This is a genomic window from Arthrobacter koreensis, from assembly GCF_009193255.1.
Classification (GTDB): Bacteria; Actinomycetota; Actinomycetes; order Actinomycetales; family Micrococcaceae; genus Arthrobacter_B; species Arthrobacter_B koreensis.
This window is the reverse complement of the sequence record NZ_WACG01000005.1, coordinates 172,286-192,827: the sequence shown is the minus strand read 5'-3', so window position 1 is coordinate 192,827 and position 20,542 is coordinate 172,286. Positions and strand designations below refer to the sequence as shown.

The following is a 20,542-nucleotide window of genomic DNA, read 5'->3' as shown; positions in this document are numbered from 1 at the left end:
GGCTAACGGTCCAAGGCCGAAAGATGTACATTCGGCGCTGAGGATCAACATGCCGACGCAAACTGCCCCGGGAGGCACGATTTCTGCTTTTATTAAGGAGGTACTGGGAAACCCGTAATCGACACGAGAAGGTCACCAATGGATTACCTCCCGGCCGAGCACCCCCGGCCGCGACATTTCATCCTTCACCTGAGCGACACCCACCTCCTGGCCGGACCGGATCCGCTGTATGGAGCGGTGGACAGCCGAGCCAAGCTAATAGCCCTCTTCGAACGTCTGGCAGAGGCAGAGCGCAAACCCGAAGCCATCGTATTCACCGGCGACCTGACGGACAAAGGTGAGCCGGAAGCCTACGACGAACTCCGCTCAATCGTTGAGCCGGCTGCGGAACAGATGGGCGCCAAGGTCATCTGGGTCATGGGGAACCATGACAAGCGCCAGCACTTCAAGGAACGGCTCCTGGACGAAGCACCGGACATGGCACCCATGGACCGTGTCTATGAGGTCAACGGGCTGCGGATCGTGACCCTGGATTCGACGGTGCCGGGATACCACCACGGTGAACTCAGCGACGCTCAGCTTTCCTGGCTGCGCTCGGTCCTGAGCACTCCGGCGCCGGAGGGCACGATCCTTGCCCTGCACCACCCGCCCGTTCCCAGCGTCCAGGATCTGACGGTCCTGGTGGAGCTGCGCCACCAGCGTGACCTGGCGGCTGCCCTGGAAGGGTCCGACGTCCGTGCGGTGATCGCCGGGCACCTGCACTATTCAACCTTCACCACCTTTGCCGGAATTCCGGTCTCCGTGGCGTCGGCAACCTGTTACACGCAGGATCTGGCAACGCCCGGAACCCGGGGCCAAGACGCCGGCCAGGGCTTCAACATGATCCACGTGTATGAGGACTCGGTGGTCCACTCCGTGGTGCCGCTGGAGGAAAGCAGCACGGTGGGAGAACGGGTGGACGAAACGGAGACCCGCCGCCGGCTGGAAGCAGCGGGACGGCGGATCCTGGATGCCCGGACGCTCAGCAACGCCTAGCTACACCATCGAGATGACAGAAACTGCCCGTTTCAGCCTTCAAAAGAGCAGTTTCTGCCATCTCGATTAGAGTTCGTCAGGGTCCGGTTCCGGGCCGAGGTTGAAGAACCGTCCACTGATCGACGTCGGAGTCAGTTCCACGTACCGGTACTTGGGCGTACGGACCCACGGCTTCAGCGGAAGTTTCTCCGCCTCTTCGATCTCCGCGCTGTGGTCCAGTTCGCGGCAGGTTCCCTTGATGATGACGGACCAGGCTTCGTCGCTCAGAATTCCGTCGGTCTCGAACGCCACGTGGGAGTTGATGGTCACGCCCGCCAGCTTGGTGCCGGGCGCAGTGCGGAACAGCAGGACGCCGTCGTGCGCGTAGTAGTTGATGGGGAAAATGTCAGGCTGGTTGCCCACACTGAAGGCGAGTCGCCCGTGGAAGGTCTTCTCGACGTACTTCCAGGCTTCTTCTTCCGTCAGCTCAACAACCGGAGGCCGTTCGTCAGTAGTCATGGCACCAGTCTGCCAACCCGGGCCCCGGGCCGCCAGCCACCCGTTCCCGTAGCGCCTTGACTCTCCCAACCTGCGCCGGGACCGTGGAAACGGTAAGCTTACTGACCTAATCGGCACGACCTCGACTGAGAGAGAGCATGATGACGGACGACAAGCAGTATTCGCCCCAGGAACACCTGACCACCCGGCAGGGCCATCCGGTCTCGGACAACCAGAACACCCGCACCGTGGGTTCGCGCGGACCGGCGACCCTGGAGAACTACCAGTTCCTCGAGAAAATCAGCCACTTTGACCGGGAGCGGATCCCGGAGCGCGTGGTCCACGCCCGCGGGTTCGTGGCATACGGCGAGTTCGAGGCAACGGGCAAGTGGGGCGATGAACCCATTTCCAAATACACCCGTGCCAAGCTTTTCTCGGAGCCGGGCAAGAAGACCGACGTCGCTATCCGGTTCTCCACGGTGATCGGCGGACGCGACTCGTCCGAGGCCGCACGTGACCCGCGCGGGTTCGCGGTGAAGTTCTACACCGAAGACGGCAACTGGGACATGGTCGGCAACAACCTCGGCGTCTTCTTCATCCGTGATGCGATCAAGTTCCCGGACGTCATCCACTCCCTGAAGCCGGACCCCGTTACCTTCCGCCAGGAACCGGCGCGGATCTTCGACTTCATGTCCCAGACGCCGGAGTCCATGCACATGCTGGTGAACCTGTTCAGCCCGCGCGGCATCCCCGCGGACTACCGGCACATGCAGGGCTTCGGCGTGAACACCTACCGCTGGGTTAATGCCGACGGCGAGTCGAAGCTGGTGAAGTACCACTGGCAGCCGCGGCAGGGCGTGAAGTCCCTGACTGAAGAAGACGCCGCGAACATCCAGGCGGGGGACCTCGGCCACGCATCGAAGGACCTCTACGAGGCCATTGAGCGCGGCGACTACCCGCAGTGGGACCTGTACGTGCAGATGATGGATGACAACGACCATCCGGAACTGGACTTCGACCCGCTCGATGACACCAAGACGTGGCCTGAAGAGGTCTTCGTGCCGCAGCTGGTGGGCACCATGACACTGAACCGCAACGTGTCAGACCACCACAACGAGAACGAGCAGATTTCCTTCGGCACCGGTGTGCTGGTGGACGGCCTCGAGTTCTCCGATGACAAGATGCTGGTGGGACGCACGTTCAGCTACTCGGACACCCAACGCTACCGCGTGGGTCCGAACTACCTGCAGCTTCCGGTCAACTCTGCGAAGAACGCGAAGGTCGCCACGAACCAGCGCGGCGGGCAGATGTCCTACGGCACCGACCTGGCGCCGGGACAGAACCCGCATGTGAACTATGAGCCGAGCATCACCGGCGGCGTGCAGGAGGCTCCGAAGCAGGGGCCCTCCGCCGTGGGACCGGAGCTGGAGGGGCGCCTCACCCGGGAACGGATCGAGCGGACAAACGACTACCTGCAGGCCGGCCAGCGCTTCCAGCTGATGGAACAGTGGGAGAAGGATGACCTGGTCAAGAACTTCGTGGACAACATCTCTCAGGCCGCCCGCCCGGTACAGGAGCGCATGCTCTGGCACTTCTACATGTGCGACGACGAACTGGGCTCGCGCGTAGGCGAGGGCCTGGGCATCGGGCTGGCTGAGATCAAGGACCTCGGACCGCTTCCCACGCAGACCCTGACCGAAGAGGAACAGGAACGGGTCAAGAACCTGGGCAGCAACGGCCCGCGGAACGTGGAGGGCCTGACCATGACCCACTGTGTCCCGAACGAGCACGTGGTGGTATCCCGCTAGTTCCTGCGCAGCACCCGTTTTCCACCAGCGGCGGCCGGTCCAACCGGCCGCCGCTGGTGCGTCCAGCCCGTTTCGGGGTCCCGGGCAGTTCCTGCCACGAGGGCATTTTCCTCTTCGGCGGACGGGACGGCTGCGGTCACCGTTCCGAAGATCCGGCAGCGGCAACGAACCCCCGGAGCAGCCGGAGGTCTTCCGGGTTCTGCTCGGGATGGAACTGCACCCCGAGGACCCAGCTGCCGGCGTCGGGCAGTTCCACGGCCTCGATGGTTCCCTCCGGCGCCTCCGCCGTGACCACCAGGCCGTGGCCGAGTTCGCCGATGCCCTGGTGGTGGTAGCACGGGGCACTCGCCTGCGGGCCGAGCAGGGACCCGATCAGGGAGCCCGCAGTGGTGGTGAAGCCGACTTCCCCGAAGACTCCGGGGGACGGCTGGTAGCTGGCCTCCGGGCGGACGTCGGGCAGGTGCTGGATCAGCGTTCCGCCCAGGGCGACGTCCAGGATCTGGGCGCCCCGGCAGATGGCCAGCAGCGGCAGGCCCCGGTTCAGGGCGGCGCGGGTCAGCGTCAGATCATGCGTGTCCCGCTGTGGCTGGCTGACCGTGAGCTGGTGCCGTTCGTGCCCGTACAGTGCCGGATCCACGTCTGCGCCACCGGCCGTGATGAGTCCGTCCAACCGATCCAGGACGTGTTCGCCCGTCGCTGCCGGCGGCAGGAGCACCGGAACGCCGCCCGCAGCGGCCATCGCCTCGACGTAGGTGCCGGGGACCAGTGCTGCGGGTCCTTTCCAGACTCCCCACGCGGCTTCCTGGTAATAGGTGGTGATGCCGATCAGCGGCCGCATGCCGGGTAGCCGATCCCGGAATTCAGCCATGCCGGTTTCCCCCTCGCGTTCCCCGATCACCGCAAATGGCTGGTGGATGAGCAATCCATGTAAAGCCGAGCTGTTGGAGAAGTCTGCGGTTGCAGATGAAGGCGCGTCAAGGGCACCACGGTCCGGCGCTGCAAACAAACGCGGCTGCAAACAAACGACGGCGGCACCGGGGGTTCGCTCGAAAACCCGGGTGCCGCCGTCGTACTTTGTGCCCTAGTTTTCCCAGGGCGCCTTGATGGGGAAGTACTTCTCCAGGAAGTCCGTGACCCGGTTGGTGCGTTCTTCCGTGGAGACTTCGGGGAAGGACCCGTCGTTGAGGCAGAAGAGGTCCTTGTTCCGCTTCGCCAGGAGCCGGTCCATGTCCTTCAGTCCGCGGTAGGAGGTGGTGTCCACGTACTTCACCTTGGCGGTTTCCTGCGTGACGGCACGGCCGGTGAGCAGGGCGTAGTAGTGGTAGAGCGAGTTGGTGACGGAAATGTTGTCCTTCGCCCGAAACTTGCTCGCTGCCGTTGCCGCGAACTCCTCCGGGAACACCGCTTCCATTTCCACCAGCACGCTTTTGCGCAGCGGTGCCGCCGTGTGTTCAAGGTGGCGCGTGGTGATCCGCCCGAAGCGTTCCCAGAGCAGCCGGCGGTTCACGCGGGCGGCGTTCTCGAATCCGCTGCGTTCCGGATCATTGGCTCCGAGTCCGATGCGGGTGCTGGCTTCGATGAACTTGGTGATCCCGCCGGGGGAGAAGAACAGGTCCGGTCCGACGGGGCGGCCGAAGAACATGTCGTCATTGGAATAGAGGAAGTGCTCGGATAGTCCGGGGATGTGCTGCAGCTGGGATTCGACTGCCTGCGAGTTGAACGTCGGCAGCACGGACGGGTCGCGGAAGTGCTCCGTTGCCGGCACGAACGTGACGGACGGGTGGTCTGCCAGCCAGTCCGGGCGAGGGGAATCGGAGGCGATGAAGATGCGGCGGATCCAGGGCGCGAACATGTATACCGAGCGCAGGGCGTACTTCAGCTCATTGATCTGGCGGTAGCGGGCTTCGTGGTCGTCACCTTCGCCGACTACGGCGTCCTGCATCAGGGCGGCACGGCGGGCGCGGTATTCCGGTGAGCTTCCGTCCACCCAGGAGAAGACCAGGTCCACGTCGAACCGGATGTCCGTGGCGTGGTCTGCGAACATGTTCTCGATGGTGGGCCAGGTCAGGCCGTGCTTGTCAACGCTGCCGCGGACAACTTCGGAGGCCGGCAGGGTGCGGCGGGTCAGGGAGTTCTCGACGGGGAGGGTGATCTCCTTCTCTCCGAGTTCCCACAGCTCCACCTGGACGCCTGCGGAGGGGCCGAACACGAGGTTGGTTCCGCTGGTTCCGCGCGGGCGGAAGAGGCGGATGATGCGTGTGCGCTCATGCGGTGAGAGCTCGCCGTCGGCCACCAGGAGGGTGCGTGACTTTTCGGTGTCCACGCTGCGGGAGTAGAACGGTTCGTCGCTGCAGGCTTCCACGAAGGCGCGGCGGAGCTCTTCGCGCAGTTTGAGGTCTATTGCGATGACGGGGCGCTGGTCGTTGCCGCGGACCAGCAGGTAGTCGATTCCGGCGTCGTCCAGTACCCGGCGGACGAACAGCAGGTCTTCCACCATGGCCTGGTGCGGGGTCAGGCCGGTGTCCATGAGGGTCAGCCTGCCCTTGATTTTGCTGACGTTCGGGCGGTGTTCAACCCGTTCGACGACGGCCAGGGATGCCGTCTGGAGGTCTTCTGCCTCTGCGCCTTCTTCCGGTGTGCCGAAGTAGACGTCGTGTTCTGCAGTGATGTCGGTAATTGGAGCCTCCAAGGGGGTCGGGCCGGTTAGGGCATGTGACATGAGTGGGGAAGCGTGCGACGCTGCACGGTAGCTGGACCGCTGAAACTCACCTGTCGGTTTTTGGTGCCGTGCCGGTGCGTGGAAACCGCGGATGCTATGGGCGGCGCTGGCGGGGCTGCGTAGCATTGATGCTTAGCACGCGGAAACCTCCGGGAGCCGATGTGAGATACCGTAACACCCTGTTGTGTGCCGCCGTGACGGCGGGCCTTGCTGCGGCCTCGTGTGCTGCGCCACAGCCTTCCGATCCGGCAGGTCAGGCATGGTCTTCCTATGCGGTTTCGGAGAGCTCGCTGGAGTTTGAATACCGTTCTGACTGGCAGGTTGAGCAGGTTCCTGCGCTGGCCAATGATCCTTCCGGCGGTGTTTCCCTGCGGGTTCACGACGCCGACGGCGAGGTGATTGCCTGGCTGGACACCGGAATTATTACGGACCAGGTCTGCATGGGTATGCAGGAGCCGGTGGCCTATACCGAATACGATTCCCAGCCCATGCCGGAACTTGAGTCCGGGCAGGGCACTTCGCAGCGGTTTGTCTACCGTTCTGTAGCTCCGGCTTCCGGCGAGGCCCTGGTGACCTATGCGGTGGTCAGTGCTCCACCTCCGTCAAAGGAAGACGCGGCCTGCGGTCTTTTCGATTTCTTCACCCTGACTGAGTCCAGCGGGGCCCGGTTTGCCGGTGTTGTCCGTCCTGACAAGGGAATGGACTCTGCTGCCCACTTGGACAAGGCCTCAGCGTATGTGGATTCTGATGAGTACCGCGATGTGAGGCGCATGCTGGTTTCCCTGCACAATTCCGATTGAGTTTTCTGGGCTTCTTTGCACTTTTGCTGTGGCGTGCTGTGGATAAGTACGTATGCTATGCGGCAGTTTCAGTAGCATCTACCGCACGCTGCCTTCTCTATCACGGGGGTCTTAATGTCCAGTCTTGGTGTTCGACGCCAGTTTGCTGCGGTTTCCCTGGCTCTGGCTGGTGCTCTTGTCCTTGGGGCCTGTTCCGGTTCTGATGATCCCGATGCTGATGCGGCCCAGTCGCCGAGCAGTTCTGTTTCGCCCAGTACTTCTTCCACGCCCTCTCCTACGCCGACTGCGACGTACAAGCCTGCGTCTGCTGAGGGTCCTGCGGAGAATGTTCCGCTGCCTGAGATGCCGGAGGAAGCGAAGGTCGAGTCGAAGGAGGGGCTCGTTGCCTTTGCGCGGTATTGGTATGAGGCTGCTGCCTACGGATACGAAACCGGAGAAGTGGGTCCCTTGAAAGAAATCAGCGGCCCGGACTGTACCGCTTGCAACGGCGCCTATTCGACGCTCGCGACTTGGTTCGAAGACGGTGGGTGGACGGTTGGCGGTCAGATTGAGGTGACGTCCGCCGCCTCAGAATACGCACTAACCGAATCGGGAAATCGGCAGGCGTTGGTTATGTTCAAGCAGGTGCCTATCGATGTCTACGGCCCAGAGGGTCTCATTCGGACGGTGGGCCAAGGAGATGCGTATATCCAGCTAATAGACGCTAGTTTTCGGGACGGGTCCTGGATCGCAATGGACGTTGTAACCATGAAGCAAATGCCATGACGTTGTCTCCAATAGGCGGGCAAGTGATCAGTTTGTCCTTAATCCTCGGCATGTTGGCTGGAAGTGGGGAGGGGGCTGGAGACCTTGGTTCCGAAGGCACCGTGCAAGGCAACGCAACCTTCTACCAGGATCCAATCAGCGGCGCATGGGCGACATTCCAGGTTGGGCTCCCCGACGACCCTATGCAGTACAAATACGAAGCGGCCTGCTTCGACGAGAACAATGGGGATATCGATTGTTTTGTGCGGTATGGGCTTGAATGCAACGCGGGTCCGAACGGTCGACTTGTGTGGTGGTCGTCTGCCTTGAAAGGCGATGATAATCCGGTCTGGGAAAGGTTGAGTGAAGCCCCAACCTGCATCTATTCAGAAGACCCGGCTGCGTTCGAGGAGCGCTTGCGCGGAGAGATCCTCAGAGCCTTCCAGGAAGCCCCGATCGCTCCGGGCTCCGTAACCCTGCAGCCCAGCCCTCACACACTGATCGGCGCGCACACGAACGTCTATGTAGAAGCGCGGCCCCAGGTCTTCGAGATGGAGCTGCTTGGACAATCGATCCGCATTGAAGTGGAGCCCACGGAGTACACGTTCAACTACGGCGACGGAACCGTGTATGGGCCTGTTTCCACTCCGGGAGGTCCGGTGCCGGAGGCACGCTGGGGAGAGCAGACAGCCACCAGCCACGTGTATTCGCAGACCGGTGACGTTCCGGTAAGCACCACGACGTTCTTTTCAGGTCAATACTCTGTGAACGGCGGCCCGATGATTCCCATCGACGGGCGCGCCGAAATCGCCTCCCCCTCCCAGATACTGAGCGTGTGGCGGTCGGAGTCCCGCAACGTGGCGGACAACTGCCTGGTGAACCCCAGTGGGGTCGGCTGCTGATCGTCCGAAATCCGCCCTGTGGATAAGCCAAATCACCCGCAGAGATAGGCATAGCCTCGATCCACAACGTCCGGCGGACTTACGGAGATGGCCATGCAGAAGAAACGGATTCCCTCGGGACCAGGAAGACCCGAACGAGCCGTCTTCCGAGTGCTCGTGGCTGCCCTGCTCACCCTCCTGTTGAGTAGCTGCTCGATGGTCAGCTTCAAACCGGCGGTAAACACATCCCGGGAGGAACCCGCAGAGACGGGTTCCTCCGCCCCCGCATCTGTGGAACCGCCGACGCCGGCACCCACCCCTTCCTACAGCCAGGCTTCCGGCGCGGGGCCGGCTGCCAATGTGGAGCTGCCGGTACTGCCCGAGGCGGCACGCCAGGAGACAAGGGACGGACTGCTGGCATTCGCCGAGCATTGGTTTGAGCTTGTCGACTACACGTACCAAACCGGAGACACCGCACCGCTCAAAGCGGTGACAACGCCGGAGTGCGACGTCTGCGGAGGCATGTACGGGAGGATCCCGGAGACCTATGCGAATGGGGGATGGGTGGAAGGCGGACTGGTTGAGGTGGACAAGCTTGAGTCGGCTTTTGTCCTAACGCCGGAAAACCGGCGGCAGGCAACGATGTCGGTGAGGCAGAAAGTGATGGTCTTTCGAGACAACTCGGGCAAGTCAGTCGACGTGGTTGCCGGTAACCTCCACTCCAGTCACATGCTCCTGGAGGCAACGTTCACCGGAGACGGCTGGTACGTGGATACAGCAGTGCTTTCGGGATGGCCGGGCTAATGTCCCGGTCTAGCGGCCGGGTTTCGGCACTGAAAAGAGCACCCGGGGATCTTGCAGCAGGGCTGGGTAAGAAAACTCGGACCGGAGCACAGTGCCGGAGACCTGGACAGGACGGACGGCACTGTCATTCGTCAGGGTCACTTCCCCCACGGTGGCCAGCTGTAGAACAGCTCGGTCCGGTCCCAGCAGGACGACCTCGTCGCCGTCGTTCATTTCCTCCAGGAAGCGTTCCAGCTGGCGCGCTTTCTTTCCCGTCACGGGTGCACCGCGAGCGGACAGCTTCGGCAGTTCGATCACGGGCCTGTCGCCCCCGGGAACAGGCCGAGCAGCCCACAGCGAGTCCGGTCCGGGTTCCTCCGGCAGGACCAGCTTTTCCGGTTCCGGCCACACATAAGGCAGATCCGGGGGAGTGCCGGGGAACAGGTCCGCGTAGAACACGGGATCTTTGGCGAGCAGGTTCGACCGGTGGCTCTCGTGAACCTCCGCCTCGCCGAGCCACGGGGGCAGACGCACCTTCCCGCCGTCGGCCTCTGGCGCGAACTCGACCAGCTGTTCCCGCACCGTGTCGGCAAATCCCCGGCCGGTCCACCCATCGGTCATGGCCAGGCCGTAGGAAACCAATGCGGGCACGTAACCCATCCACATCCGGGTGGCGGGGTGATTTTGCCAGCCGTAGTCGGGAAGGACCAGCGCCCGCAGGATCTGCAGGGTTTCAACCCTTTGCTTCCCCAGACGCGGAGAGTCGAGCACCTCAGCGCTTTGCCGGAAGTCCTCGTAGGGAACGAATGTCTGCATGCCGGTCTCAGGACCTAGTACTCGGCATACAGTTCCCCTGCGAGCACGGGTTCCGCCACCCGGTTATCAGGCCCCGGCAGGGGGCAGGCCCAGCGCTCGTCGTAGGCGCACGACGGGTTGTAGAGGAAGTTGAAATCCAGAACCAGGGAATCGTCTGCCCCTTCGCCGAGGTGCGCACCCTTAATCGTGTCCAGCAGGTAGCGGCCGCCGCCGTACGTTCCGTTGGGCTTACCGGCCAATCCATCCCGCAGTGGGAGGAACAAACCGCCCCCGTACGTGGCCAGACGCCACAGTGCCAGCCTGCCAATCGGCGTCGTAACGGTTCCGAGCCGTTCGAAGTAGACGGTTCCGTCTGTTCCGGTGGGCACTTCGAGCTGTTGTCCGGCGCCGTCGTCGTCTATTGGCGCCTCGCAGCGCAGTTCGGGATTATAGGGCGCGACGGCGAGTCCCGTGAAGCACTGTTTGGCCCCCTCACTGAGGGGCGACGCAGGGTGGGACGCGAACAGCTCGTCCCGTTCGCGGCGCCACAGGTCGTGTGCGGACGACGGAGAACCGGCGCTCGCAGCGTGCCGCACCTGGGCGTATATGTCGAACATGCGACGGCGCCAGTCAGCCGTCCGGAGTGCCGAATCGGGAGAAACCATATCCCCAGCGTAGTGTGTTCGGGTGACTACGGGACTGTTGATTGTTGTGCTGGCTTCGATCTTTGTCGGGGCGCTGGCCCAGCGGATCGCCGGTCTGGGGTTTGCGCTGCTGATTTCGCCGTTCCTGGTGATTATCCTCGGCGCCCATGCCGGAGTGCTGATGGTGAATGTGTGCGGGCTGGTTTCCTCGCTCCTGATTATGTTCCGCGTCTGGAAGGACGTGGACTGGAGCATGTATCGGTGGCTGACACTTCCCGCCGTGATCGGAAGCATTCCCGCATCGATCGCTGCCGTGTACTTGCCGGCAGCTCCGATGGCCGTGATTGTGGGTGCGATCGTTCTCGTCGCCCTGGGCGCTTCCCTGATCCTGGCCCGGAACTCAGTCGTCGTGACCGGGAACCCGGCCAAGGCGGTCGCCGGTTTCGCCTCCGGAGTGACCAACGCTGTCGCCGGTGTTGGCGGTCCGGCCGTCAGTGCCTACGCCGTGATGGCCCGGTGGCCGCAACGCCCGTTTGCAGCGACCCTTCAGCCGTTTTTCGTCACCATCGCCATCGTGACGCTCAGCGTAAAGCTCTCGATGGATCCAGGGCAGATGCCTCCGTTCAGTGTCCTTGCCTGGGTGTTGATCGGTGTCATGATCATTGGCGGCATCTATGCGGGAGAGGTGCTGCAGAAGCACATCCGTGACGACCACGTGCGCTTCGCAGTCATCGTGATCGCCTTCCTCGGAGCCGGTACGGCCATGGCTAAGGGCATCGTCGACCTGATGGCGTAACCGCCGGTGGGGATCGACGTCACTGGCGGTTTCCGGTGCTGGCCTCAATGGTGCCGGGTACTCGGCGACGGACACGATTCCGGTGGTCGCGTCGACGGGCGCGTTGCCGGGGTTGGCGGTTGCGTGCGTGATGCCCGACGGCGAAGCCCGGTTCTGCGGTTTGGCCCGGTTCGGCGGGGCTTGGGGTAGCTTCCGTGGCGCTGATCGAGCTGCTTGAAGCAGTGCGGGTTGAAAGGCTGGCCGCAACGCCCGTGAGACGTCCGATTGCTGCGCCGATGCGCCCCCGATGCAGCTCACCGAGACCCGCACAACCTAGCCTTAAGTGATCGGCTGCTATTTTCGTTGGGTGCCCGTAGACCTAGCCTTGGTGCGGACGAAATGCGGGTAATTTACCGGTAATCCTGTGGTCTGCAAAGGGCCGATTTTGGCCTCGGAATGTCAGTGGCAGCTGAGAGCCTTGGGGTATGAACCGTTCCTCGGGCACCCCGTTTTCCCGGTCAGCTGACCGGGAGCAGGAGGGTGCCCCGGGTGCGGAACCAGGACGAGATTCTGCCGGTTCCTTTTCCCCTCCCTGTCCCGGACGTGCGGCTGGTCCCGGCGGCAAGGGTGACTCGGCTGGGTCGGGCGGTTCGGATGGGCCGTGCGGATCGGGCGGCCCTGCTGGTTCGGATGGTCCGTGCGGATCGGGCGGCTCGGGTGGCGGGGCCGGGCCGGGAGGCCCGGGCAGCTCCACCAGCCTGGGCGACGTCGGCAGCCCCGGAGGCCCGGGTGGCTCGGGAGGCCCTGCTGGAAGGGACTCTTCACAGCCGCACCGCGGCGCTGTGCTCCCCACGGTGGCTGTCTTCCATGCCGAGCCCGGGCAGGCAGACACAACCGATCCCGATCCGCTGCCTGAGGGATTCACCGGACAGCTATCCCTCCGCGGACCCGAAACCCTCGGCTATGACGAAACCGTGTCCACGCTGCAGCGCCTGGGCATACTCATCTCCTGGGCCCAGGCCCAGCAGGCCCGCGTAGCCGCCCGCCTGGAAGTACTCTTCGCCAGGGACATTACCGAGGCATCCGGACGCGAAGAACCAGCACTGGCCATGAGCCTCGCAGCGGCCGAAGCCTCCACCGCCCTGAACATCCCCCACATGACCGCTATGCAGCTCATCAGCGAATCCACCCGGCTCTGCACCGACGTACCCCAGACTCTCGCCCGTCTGGCCGAAGGGAAAATCGCCCTCCAGCACGCCCGCATCATCCTGGACGAAACCCACAACCTCCCCATCGATATCCTCGAAGAACCAGCCGCCGGCACCGCCCCCGGTCGCACAGCACCAGCAGCAGGCCCCGGCGCACCGGATGATGCGGAAGCCGGCCAACTGGACCTCGGACTCGAAAACCCTGATACGCAACCCGGACCTCCCAGCGACCACGGATCGAACGAACAGGCTGACGGGGACGGCCCCCGCGATCCCGCGCCCGGAGCCGGGCTCACCGTCCGGGGTGCGTTCGAACGCGACCTGCTCGCGGCAGCCGAGGGAAGGACCGCTGCCGGATTCGGCCGCCGTGCCCGGCGGCTGCGGGAATCACGGTTCCCGGACCTGATCCCCGTCCGGCACCGCCAGGCCAAAAACCAACGACGCGTCAGCTTCCAACCCCTGCCAGATGGCATGTCCTGCCTCAGCGCGATCATCGCCGCAGAAAAAGGCCAGGCCATGTTCGCCGCCCTGACCGGTGCAGCGAAAGCCGGCAAACATGCCGGGGACCCCCGCACCATGGACCAGCTCCGCGCGGACGTCCTCACCGAACTGCTCCTCGAAAACCAGCCACCAACCGGCATGCGGGAAGCCCAGGCCGCGACACCACCCACCGAGGTTTCAAGGACCGCGGCTCCGCCTGCCCAAGGAACACCCGGTGCCAAAGACATGAAAGGAGCACCACTCGTTCCCGGACCGGCAATGCCGGGCACCCGTCCCGGGTCGGATATCACCGCGAACGAACCAGATCCCGATCCCGTCCCGGCTCCCACCCCTACCGCCGCCCCGGCTCCCGGTGCGAACGGCAACCCGAACGGCAACCCGGACAACGGCACGGCGGGCGACCCGGACGGCAACCCTAGTAGCGGCCCAGCGGGCAACACCCAACCGGGCAGAAGACCCCGCCGCGCAGAGCGGCACCGCACCCAGAACCGGAACCGGTCAACGGTCCGCACCGAGGTCATGGTCCTCATCAACGCCGACACCCTCGCCGGACTCGACGAGAACCCCGCGGAGCTCAACGGCTACGGACCGATCAGTGCAGAAACAGCGCGGGCCATGATTCTCGACGCCCTGCACTGGACACCCCTGATCCAGGACCCCGCCACCGGGCACATCCTCACCGTCGGACGAACACGGCGGATCCCGTCAGGACTCAAACGCTGGCTCCAGGCACGGGACGGCACCTGCAGGTTCCCCGGCTGCTCCGTGAGCGTCACGCACGCGGAGATCGATCACACCAAGCCCTTCTCCCGCGGCGGGCCCACGGATCACGCGAACCTGGAACACCTCTGCCCTAAGCACCACCGGTTCAAAACCCTCGGCCACTGGACAGCACGCCAACCCGAACCCGGAACCATCGAATGGCACTCACCCACCGGACGAACCTACGCAACCGACCCAGCACTGGACTACCAGCCGAACCCGCCAACGCGCACGCTTCCGGAGCTGCCTCCCCGACCCGGGCCCCAGACCCAGCATTCGGACGATGAGCCCCCTCCGTTCTAGCCCCGTACATCCAGCCCTTCTGCGCGACCATAGAGCGGCACCTTTAAGTCCTCTACTTTGGAAAACCTGGTGCCACCCGCCCCCGCACTCCAATTCGCGGGCCACACAGTTGGGGGAGCCTCACACTCATAGAGACGCGCAACTGAGGCCCAGCCGCCGGGATGGATCAGGCGCCACCGCGATAACTGAGGCACGACTGACGACCCTCGGCCGAAGATCCGCTCCTGCCAGGGGGTACCCCCTGACGGGTCTCCCCCTGACGGGCACCCCCTTCGTCGGCTGCCCTCCGGCAAACACCCCTCCCAACGGACACCCCTCCGAGGGGCCCCTCCAACGTTCCTCCGACGGACACCCCCTCCAACACCCCCCCGGCAAACACCCCTCTGTCCGTGGGCTAACCGCATGCGTCGCCCCTCCACAACAAACCCAAACCTCGACTCACACCCGCACCCTCAACAGCTCGGACGCGTCAGAATGGCACGATAGAGAGCGATGAAACTCTTTAAACGCCCGAAGAAACCGGGTGTGTTGCCCATGCCACTCTGGCTGCAGGGAATGTTCGAACTCGGCCAGGCAGCCGTTCTGTCAGCCCTGGTCGTAATCCTGCCGTTGACCGGAGTGTGGGCAGCAAACGGGTTCTCAGACCGGGACTACGCCTCACTGGCACGGCTAAGCGGGCAAGCCTGGCTACTGCTGCACGGGGTGCCGCTCTCACTGACTTTCCCGGCAGGAACAGTGGGACCGGAAGAATCGGGAGGACTGCTGTCCCTGATTCCACTGGGCCTGACACTCATACCCTTCTTCCTCTGCTGGAGGGCAGGACGCAGGCTCGCACGGGCGTGCTACACAGACCAGCTCTGGCAGGCACTGCTCGGAGCACTTGGAACTTACGCCCTGCTGGGAACAGCAGCGGCATACTTCTCCGCAAACGAGGACGTAAGCATCTCGCTCGTGGCCGGAGGCCTGATACCCCTCATCCCCGCAGGACTCGGAGTCATCATCGGAGCGCGGATGGAAGCGGGCTCCTGGGTACGGCTCATAGGAGTGGACCTCACAGATTGGATAGCAAGAACCAGCCAGCACTCACGCTGGGCCGGTTCCTACCTGTGGGCAGCAATACGGGCCGGAGTCGTGGGAATCACGGCAGCAATCGGACTCGCAGCAGTCCTGCTGGTAGTGGCTCTGGCGCTGAGCTGGGCAGAGATAGCAACCGTCTACCAGAAGCTCGACGCCGGAATCATCGGAGGCATCGTTGTCACCGTTGCACAGCTGGGACTGCTACCCAACCTGGTGGTCTGGACCCTGGCCTGGGCATCCGGAGCAGGATTCAGCATCGGAACGGGAAGCATCATCAGCCCACTCGAAACGACAGTAGGCCCACTGCCTGCTGTCCCGATACTGGCGGCCCTGCCCAGCGGACAGTCCGAATACGCCTACGCAGCACTGCTAATCCCCGTCGCGGCAGGAGTGCTGGCAGGATGGTGGTTCCTGCGCGAGGGCGAGAACCACTTCGACGAGTGGATCTCCATCAAGATCAACGCCAGATGGTTCACAGCCTCCGTTTCGACAGTCTGCCTTGGCGCCGTCATTGGGCTGGTGTCAGGACTCCTGGCAGCCGCAGCTGCACTCATCGCACGCGGTTCACTGGGCATCGGCAGATTCGTCGAGATTGGACCAGACCCGCTCTGGACCGGAATCTGGATCGCCGCGGAAGTCGCCGTCGGCGTCGTTATTGGTTACGCAGCGGGCCCATGGCTCGAACGTGAACGCTCACGGCGCCCGGAAGCGGCCTCAAAGGTGTAGCTGCCCGCTGCGGAAATCCCAGGAAACCAGCTCAGCGACGAAAGACCGCTACGGCTGGGGAAGCATTCCGCCGAAAGTCAGGTAATCCTCGGTGCAGGCCTCAGTGGCCTGGACAGTCAGAGCGGACTGCATACAGGTCTCGTACTTGGCGGTAAGCGGCCAGAGAGCCACCTGGGCAGCCAGCCCGAGGGTCATGAAGGCAGTCGCGGCCAGGCCCATCGAGACCACAATCCGCATAAACGCGCCCAGACCGAACCGGATGACCTTCACCAGGGTGATGATCCCAACCACGACGGACGCAATACCCAGCATCAGCGGAAGCAGCTTCCAGGGCAGCATCAGGTCCGAGCTGAGCAGCATTCCCAACAGCAGGGCAATGAACACCCACATGTAGGAACGGGCTTCCTTCGACTGTGCCTCAGTGGGCTCCGGTTTGCGGGTAGCCGGCGGAAACGGCGGTCGCGGGCGTACGTCAGGGCCGTCGTTAGTCATGGTTTAAGCCTAGGTGACGCTTCGACCTAAGGTTGACACATGCGAATTGTTGCTCTGGTTTCCGGCACCGGCTCCAACCTCCAGGCGGTCCTTGACGCCGTCGCCGCGGGGGAGCTCGACGTCGAAATCGCCGCCGTCGGTGCCGACAGGACCGGAACCTACGGCGTGGAACGTGCTGCCGCCGCCGGACACGAAACGTTCGTGGTGAACTTCAAGGATTACCCGATCCGTGCGGACTGGAACCGTGCGCTGACGGAGAAAGTTGGATCCTACAATCCCGACGTCGTCCTTTCCTCCGGATTCATGCGCATTGTGGATGAGCACTTTATCGACACGTTCGAGGGACGCTACGTCAACACCCATCCGGCACTGCTTCCGTCTTTCCCCGGTGCGCACGGAGTGCGGGATGCACTCGCCTACGGAGTGAAGGTCACCGGCTGCACGGTCCACATCGCCGACGCCGGTGTGGACACGGGCCCGATCCTGGCGCAGGCAGCGGTGGAGGTGCTCGACGGCGATACCGAGGAGACGCTGCACGAGCGCATCAAGGTGCAGGAACGGCGGCTGCTGATCGAGACCCTCCGGAAGATCAGCAAAGAGGGACTCCCGGCGCTCTGAGCCAGCCGCACGCGAGGCTGGCGCACTGCGCGCTGCCCAGCCACCCGCCGGCGCCCCTGGTCACGGCAACCCTAGTCCAGCGCAGCGCCCCGGGTCTCGGGCGAGAACTTGGCCATCCACAGCACCGCAGCCAGCACGAGCAATCCGGCGACGGCGAAGGACAGCGGCAGCCCAAGGTACGGCCACAGCACGGAAACGAACAACAGGGGGCCAAACCCGGCACCAACCCGGGAGGCCGTGGACGCCCAGCCAAACCCGCTGGCACGCAGCCGGGTGGGGTAGAGCTCGGACACATAGGTGTAGAGCACCGGAATGGCCACCTGCACCACAAAGCCGTAGACGAGCAGCCAGGTTGTCGCAGCCGCAGGAACATCAACAACCAGGGCCACCACAACCAGTGAAGCTGCAGCCGCCGGACCAGTGATTCCGAGCAGCCACTTCCGGCCGACGCGCTCCACCAGCAGCGCGGCAGCCACTACACCCAGCAGACCCACCGCAGCCATGCCGGACGTCGTCAGGAACGCCTTGTACTCGGCATAACCCGCATCCACGAGGATCTTCGGCATCCACTGAAGCGCCAGGTAGTAGACCAGCAGGACCGTCACAAATAGGGACCACGCAGTCACCGTGGACTTCGGATTGCTCCTCCAAAGTTCGGCTAGCTGAGCGCCGGTGGTCTTCAGGGAGAACTTCTGCACAGGCTCCGGCTCCGGAAGCCTCCACTCGGTCTGGGTTCCTCCGGTACGCCTGATCAGGTCATTGATGACGGCGCTGGCTTCCTCGGTGCGGCCCTTGCGGACCAGGAACAGCGGAGACTCCGGCACTGAGCGGCGGACCCAAAAGACCAGCAGCGCGGGTATAACCATGATCAGCATGGTCCAGCGCCAGTCCGCAACGGTCGCCATGATGACGGCGGAAGTGACACCGCACAGCGCGGCACCCACCGGCCACCAGCCGTCCATGGCGGTAAGTACCCGGCCACGCTGCTTCCGCGGAGTGAACTCACCCACCAGGGCGTAGTCCACGGGAACGCAACCGCCAAGCCCCACTCCAGCGAGGAACCTAAACACACAGAACCAGGCGATGTCCGGTGCGAAAGCCCCTGCCACGGTAAAGATCGAGAAGATCAGCAGAGTGGCGGTGAAAGCCTGCTTGCGGCCAATCGCGTCTGCAATCGAACCCCACAGAAACGCACCTATGGCCATACCCAGGAGGTTCGCTGTCCCGATCCACGCGGCCTGCGCCGGTACAAGGTTCCATTCCTGCGAGAGCAGCGGAATCAGGACGCCGTTGAGCGTCACATCCCAGGCATCGAACATAAAGCCCAGCCCGCCGATCAGGAAGATCTTTCCCTGGACGCGCCAGCGCCAGGGCAGGTTCTGGACTACTTCGTCGCCCGCAGGCAGGGCGTGGGTGGTGGTCATGTGGGGGAGGGCCTTCCGCCGGCACTTATAGTCATTCATGCACTAACTGGGGAGAACTCTACAACGCCGGAGGCCGTAAGGCAGCCGACGCCCGTAACGTTCACGCTTCGTGTGCCGCGGACCCCGTAATGCGCCTGCGTCAAACGGGTGACGGCCGAGCCGGGAACTATTACCCCTTCGGCCTGCCCCAGAAGCGTCCAAGGCATAAACTCATCCTTGGGCCGCCCGCGGGCGGCGCGTGCATCGTTCGCCGATACCCAGTTGGAGTGACTTCCCCGTGAGCAACACCCCCCTTGACCGTGTACCCATCCGCCGGGCCCTCATCTCGGTCTACGACAAGACCGGCCTGACGGAACTGGCCCAGGGCCTCGCCGCAGCCGGGGTCAGCATCGTCTCCACCGGATCCACCGCCAAGCAGATCGCCGCAGCCGGCATCGAGGTCACCGAGGTTGCCGAGGTGACCGGTTTCTCCGAATGCCTGGATGGCCGCGTCAAGACCCTCCACCCGCGTGTGCACGCCGGCATCCTCGCCGACCGCCGGCGCCAGGACCACAGGGACCAGCTGGAGGAGCTGGGCATCGAGGCCTTCGACCTGGTGGTCGTGAACCTGTACCCGTTCGTTGAGACGGTGAAGTCCGGCGCCGCGCAGGACGACGTCGTCGAGCAGATCGACATCGGCGGGCCCTCGATGGTCCGTGCCGCTGCCAAGAACCACCCTTCCGTTGCAGTCGTGGTGGACCCGGCCAAGTACTCGGCTGTCACCGCAGCTGCCGCCGAAGGCGGCTTTGACCTGAACGCCCGACGCCGGCTGGCCGCCGAAGCGTTCGCCCACACCGCCGCCTATGACACGGCTGTGGCCAAGTGGACTGCCGCGCAGTTCGGCGACGGCACCGAGGAAGGGTCGGCCTGGCCTGCCTACACCGGCATGGCGCTGGAGCGCTCCGAGGTGCTGCGCTACGGCGAGAACCCGCACCAGGCAGCGGCACTCTACGCGGACCAGGATTCGCTGCCCGGGGTCGCACAGGCAGACCAGCTGCACGGCAAGGCGATGTCCTACAACAACTATGTCGACGCCGACGCCGCCCTGCGCGCCGCCTTCGACTTCGAGGAACCTGCAGTCGCCGTCGTCAAGCACGCCAACCCGTGCGGTGTGGCTGTTGCCTCGCCCGGTGCTGCGGACCCGATCGCCAATGCCCACCTGAAGGCGCACGCCTGCGATCCGGTCTCAGCCTATGGCGGAGTGATCGCCGCGAACCGTACGGTCACGGCCGGCATGGCGGAGACGGTCAAGGACATCTTCACCGAGGTTGTCATCGCGCCGGACTTTGAGCCCGAGGCAGTCGAGATCCTCTCCCGCAAGAAGAACATCCGCCTGCTCACCCTTCCGGACGGCTACGGCCGCAACCCGCTGGAGTTCCGCCAGGTCTCCGGCGGCGTCCTGATGCAGCAGCCGGACACCGTCGAAGCGGAAGGCGACAACCCCGACAACTGGACGCTCGCAGCCGGCGAACCCGCTGACGAGAAGACCCTCGCCGACCTCGTCTTCGCCTGGCGCGCAGTCCGCGCTGCCAAGTCGAACGCGATCCTGCTCGCCCGCGACGGCGCGTCCGTCGGTGTGGGCATGGGACAGGTGAACCGCGTTGACTCCTGCAAGCTCGCCGTCGAGCGCGCGAACACGCTGGCAGGCGACGATGACGAGCGCGCCCGCGGTGCCGTAGCGGCGTCGGACGCGTTCTTCCCTTTCGCCGACGGACTCGAAATCCTGCTGAACGCCGGCGTCCGCGCCGTTGTGCAGCCGGGCGGCTCCGTCCGCGACGAGGAGGTCATTGCTGCGGCGAACGCAGCAGGCGTGCCGATGTACTTCACCGGCGCCCGCCACTTCTTCCACTAGCAACGCTCCAGCCACGCCAGGCCGCGGGCCGCATGGATCATGTCCGCATGCGGCCCGCGGTTTAGGGGGCGCATCCGCG

At 64.2% G+C, this 20,542-nt stretch carries 18 protein-coding genes; 11 read left to right on the top strand and 7 right to left on the bottom strand.

The window, feature by feature from the left end; all coding sequences use genetic code 11:
• Nucleotides 1–138 precede the first annotated feature (138 nt).
• Nucleotides 139–1,035 carry a phosphodiesterase gene (locus tag GD628_RS11615; RefSeq protein ID WP_152274810.1) on the top strand — a complete coding sequence of 299 codons (897 nt, stop codon included), beginning with the start codon at nucleotides 139–141 and terminating at the stop codon, nucleotides 1,033–1,035.
• Between the two features lie 66 nt (nucleotides 1,036–1,101).
• On the opposite strand, the gene GD628_RS11610 is transcribed toward GD628_RS11615, so the two are convergent.
• The gene (locus GD628_RS11610) at nucleotides 1,102–1,533 is read right to left on the bottom strand and encodes a pyridoxamine 5'-phosphate oxidase family protein (RefSeq protein WP_091607048.1); all 432 of its coding nucleotides are present in this window, start codon (nucleotides 1,531–1,533) and stop codon (nucleotides 1,102–1,104) included.
• Nucleotides 1,534–1,673: 140 nt separating this feature from the next.
• Here GD628_RS11610 and GD628_RS11605 point away from each other — a divergent pair, with 140 nt between their 5' ends.
• On the top strand, nucleotides 1,674–3,320 hold the full coding sequence (locus tag GD628_RS11605) for a catalase (protein WP_091607525.1): 1,647 nt from the start codon (nucleotides 1,674–1,676) through the stop codon (nucleotides 3,318–3,320).
• 136 nt (nucleotides 3,321–3,456) lie between these two features.
• On the opposite strand, the gene GD628_RS11600 is transcribed toward GD628_RS11605, so the two are convergent.
• A complete protein-coding gene (locus GD628_RS11600; RefSeq protein WP_152274809.1) occupies nucleotides 3,457–4,188 on the bottom strand; it encodes a gamma-glutamyl-gamma-aminobutyrate hydrolase family protein in 732 nt (243 codons plus the stop codon).
• A 213-nt stretch (nucleotides 4,189–4,401) separates the two neighbouring features.
• Nucleotides 4,402–6,039 (bottom strand): stealth family protein, encoded by a 1,638-nt coding sequence (locus GD628_RS11595; protein ID WP_091607045.1) that lies wholly within the window; start codon nucleotides 6,037–6,039, stop codon nucleotides 4,402–4,404.
• A 161-nt stretch (nucleotides 6,040–6,200) separates the two neighbouring features.
• Here GD628_RS11595 and GD628_RS11590 point away from each other — a divergent pair, with 161 nt between their 5' ends.
• From GD628_RS11590 to GD628_RS11580, 4 genes are all read left to right on the top strand, one after another.
• A complete protein-coding gene (locus GD628_RS11590) occupies nucleotides 6,201–6,839 on the top strand; it encodes a hypothetical protein (RefSeq protein WP_141653688.1) in 639 nt (212 codons plus the stop codon).
• Between the two features lie 114 nt (nucleotides 6,840–6,953).
• On the top strand, nucleotides 6,954–7,604 hold the full coding sequence (locus GD628_RS16725) for a DUF6318 family protein (protein ID WP_226802504.1): 651 nt from the start codon (nucleotides 6,954–6,956) through the stop codon (nucleotides 7,602–7,604).
• A gap of 23 nt (nucleotides 7,605–7,627) precedes the next feature.
• Nucleotides 7,628–8,485 carry a hypothetical protein gene (locus GD628_RS16720; protein ID WP_226802503.1) on the top strand — a complete coding sequence of 286 codons (858 nt, stop codon included), beginning with the start codon at nucleotides 7,628–7,630 and terminating at the stop codon, nucleotides 8,483–8,485.
• Nucleotides 8,486–8,680: 195 nt separating this feature from the next.
• Nucleotides 8,681–9,268 (top strand): DUF6318 family protein, encoded by a 588-nt coding sequence (locus GD628_RS11580; protein ID WP_152274808.1) that lies wholly within the window; start codon nucleotides 8,681–8,683, stop codon nucleotides 9,266–9,268.
• 9 nt (nucleotides 9,269–9,277) lie between these two features.
• On the opposite strand, the gene GD628_RS11575 is transcribed toward GD628_RS11580, so the two are convergent.
• Together GD628_RS11575 and GD628_RS11570 are read right to left on the bottom strand one after the other, a co-directional pair.
• Entirely contained in the window at nucleotides 9,278–10,063 is a 786-nt protein-coding gene (locus GD628_RS11575) for an MSMEG_6728 family protein (RefSeq protein ID WP_152274807.1), read from the bottom strand.
• Between the two features lie 14 nt (nucleotides 10,064–10,077).
• Nucleotides 10,078–10,659 carry a DUF1684 domain-containing protein gene (locus tag GD628_RS11570; RefSeq protein ID WP_226802502.1) on the bottom strand — a complete coding sequence of 194 codons (582 nt, stop codon included), beginning with the start codon at nucleotides 10,657–10,659 and terminating at the stop codon, nucleotides 10,078–10,080.
• A gap of 70 nt (nucleotides 10,660–10,729) precedes the next feature.
• Between GD628_RS11570 and GD628_RS11565 the strand changes: the two genes are divergently transcribed.
• The 3 genes from GD628_RS11565 to GD628_RS11555 all read left to right on the top strand — a co-directional run bounded on the left by GD628_RS11565 (nucleotide 10,730) and on the right by GD628_RS11555 (nucleotide 16,038).
• Nucleotides 10,730–11,482, top strand: coding sequence for a sulfite exporter TauE/SafE family protein (locus GD628_RS11565; RefSeq protein ID WP_152274806.1), 753 nt, complete (start codon nucleotides 10,730–10,732; stop codon nucleotides 11,480–11,482).
• Between the two features lie 833 nt (nucleotides 11,483–12,315).
• Nucleotides 12,316–14,235: an HNH endonuclease signature motif containing protein gene (locus GD628_RS11560; RefSeq protein WP_152274805.1), complete on the top strand. Its 1,920-nt coding sequence runs from the start codon at nucleotides 12,316–12,318 to the stop codon at nucleotides 14,233–14,235.
• 534 nt (nucleotides 14,236–14,769) lie between these two features.
• Nucleotides 14,770–16,038: a cell division protein PerM gene (locus GD628_RS11555; protein WP_226802501.1), complete on the top strand. Its 1,269-nt coding sequence runs from the start codon at nucleotides 14,770–14,772 to the stop codon at nucleotides 16,036–16,038.
• A gap of 48 nt (nucleotides 16,039–16,086) precedes the next feature.
• Here the strand turns inward: GD628_RS11555 and GD628_RS11550 are convergent, their stop codons facing one another.
• Nucleotides 16,087–16,530, bottom strand: coding sequence for a hypothetical protein (locus tag GD628_RS11550; RefSeq protein ID WP_152274803.1), 444 nt, complete (start codon nucleotides 16,528–16,530; stop codon nucleotides 16,087–16,089).
• A 39-nt stretch (nucleotides 16,531–16,569) separates the two neighbouring features.
• On the opposite strand from GD628_RS11550, the gene purN reads away from it, so the two are divergent.
• The gene (gene purN / locus GD628_RS11545) at nucleotides 16,570–17,148 is read left to right on the top strand and encodes a phosphoribosylglycinamide formyltransferase (protein WP_091607013.1); all 579 of its coding nucleotides are present in this window, start codon (nucleotides 16,570–16,572) and stop codon (nucleotides 17,146–17,148) included.
• A 71-nt stretch (nucleotides 17,149–17,219) separates the two neighbouring features.
• On the opposite strand, the gene GD628_RS11540 is transcribed toward purN, so the two are convergent.
• Nucleotides 17,220–18,572 (bottom strand): MFS transporter, encoded by a 1,353-nt coding sequence (locus GD628_RS11540; protein WP_152274802.1) that lies wholly within the window; start codon nucleotides 18,570–18,572, stop codon nucleotides 17,220–17,222.
• A gap of 277 nt (nucleotides 18,573–18,849) precedes the next feature.
• Between GD628_RS11540 and purH the strand changes: the two genes are divergently transcribed.
• Nucleotides 18,850–20,463, top strand: a complete 1,614-nt coding sequence (gene purH, locus GD628_RS11535) for a bifunctional phosphoribosylaminoimidazolecarboxamide formyltransferase/IMP cyclohydrolase (protein ID WP_152274801.1) — start codon at nucleotides 18,850–18,852, stop codon at nucleotides 20,461–20,463.
• The last annotated feature ends 79 nt before the right edge of the window (nucleotides 20,464–20,542 follow it).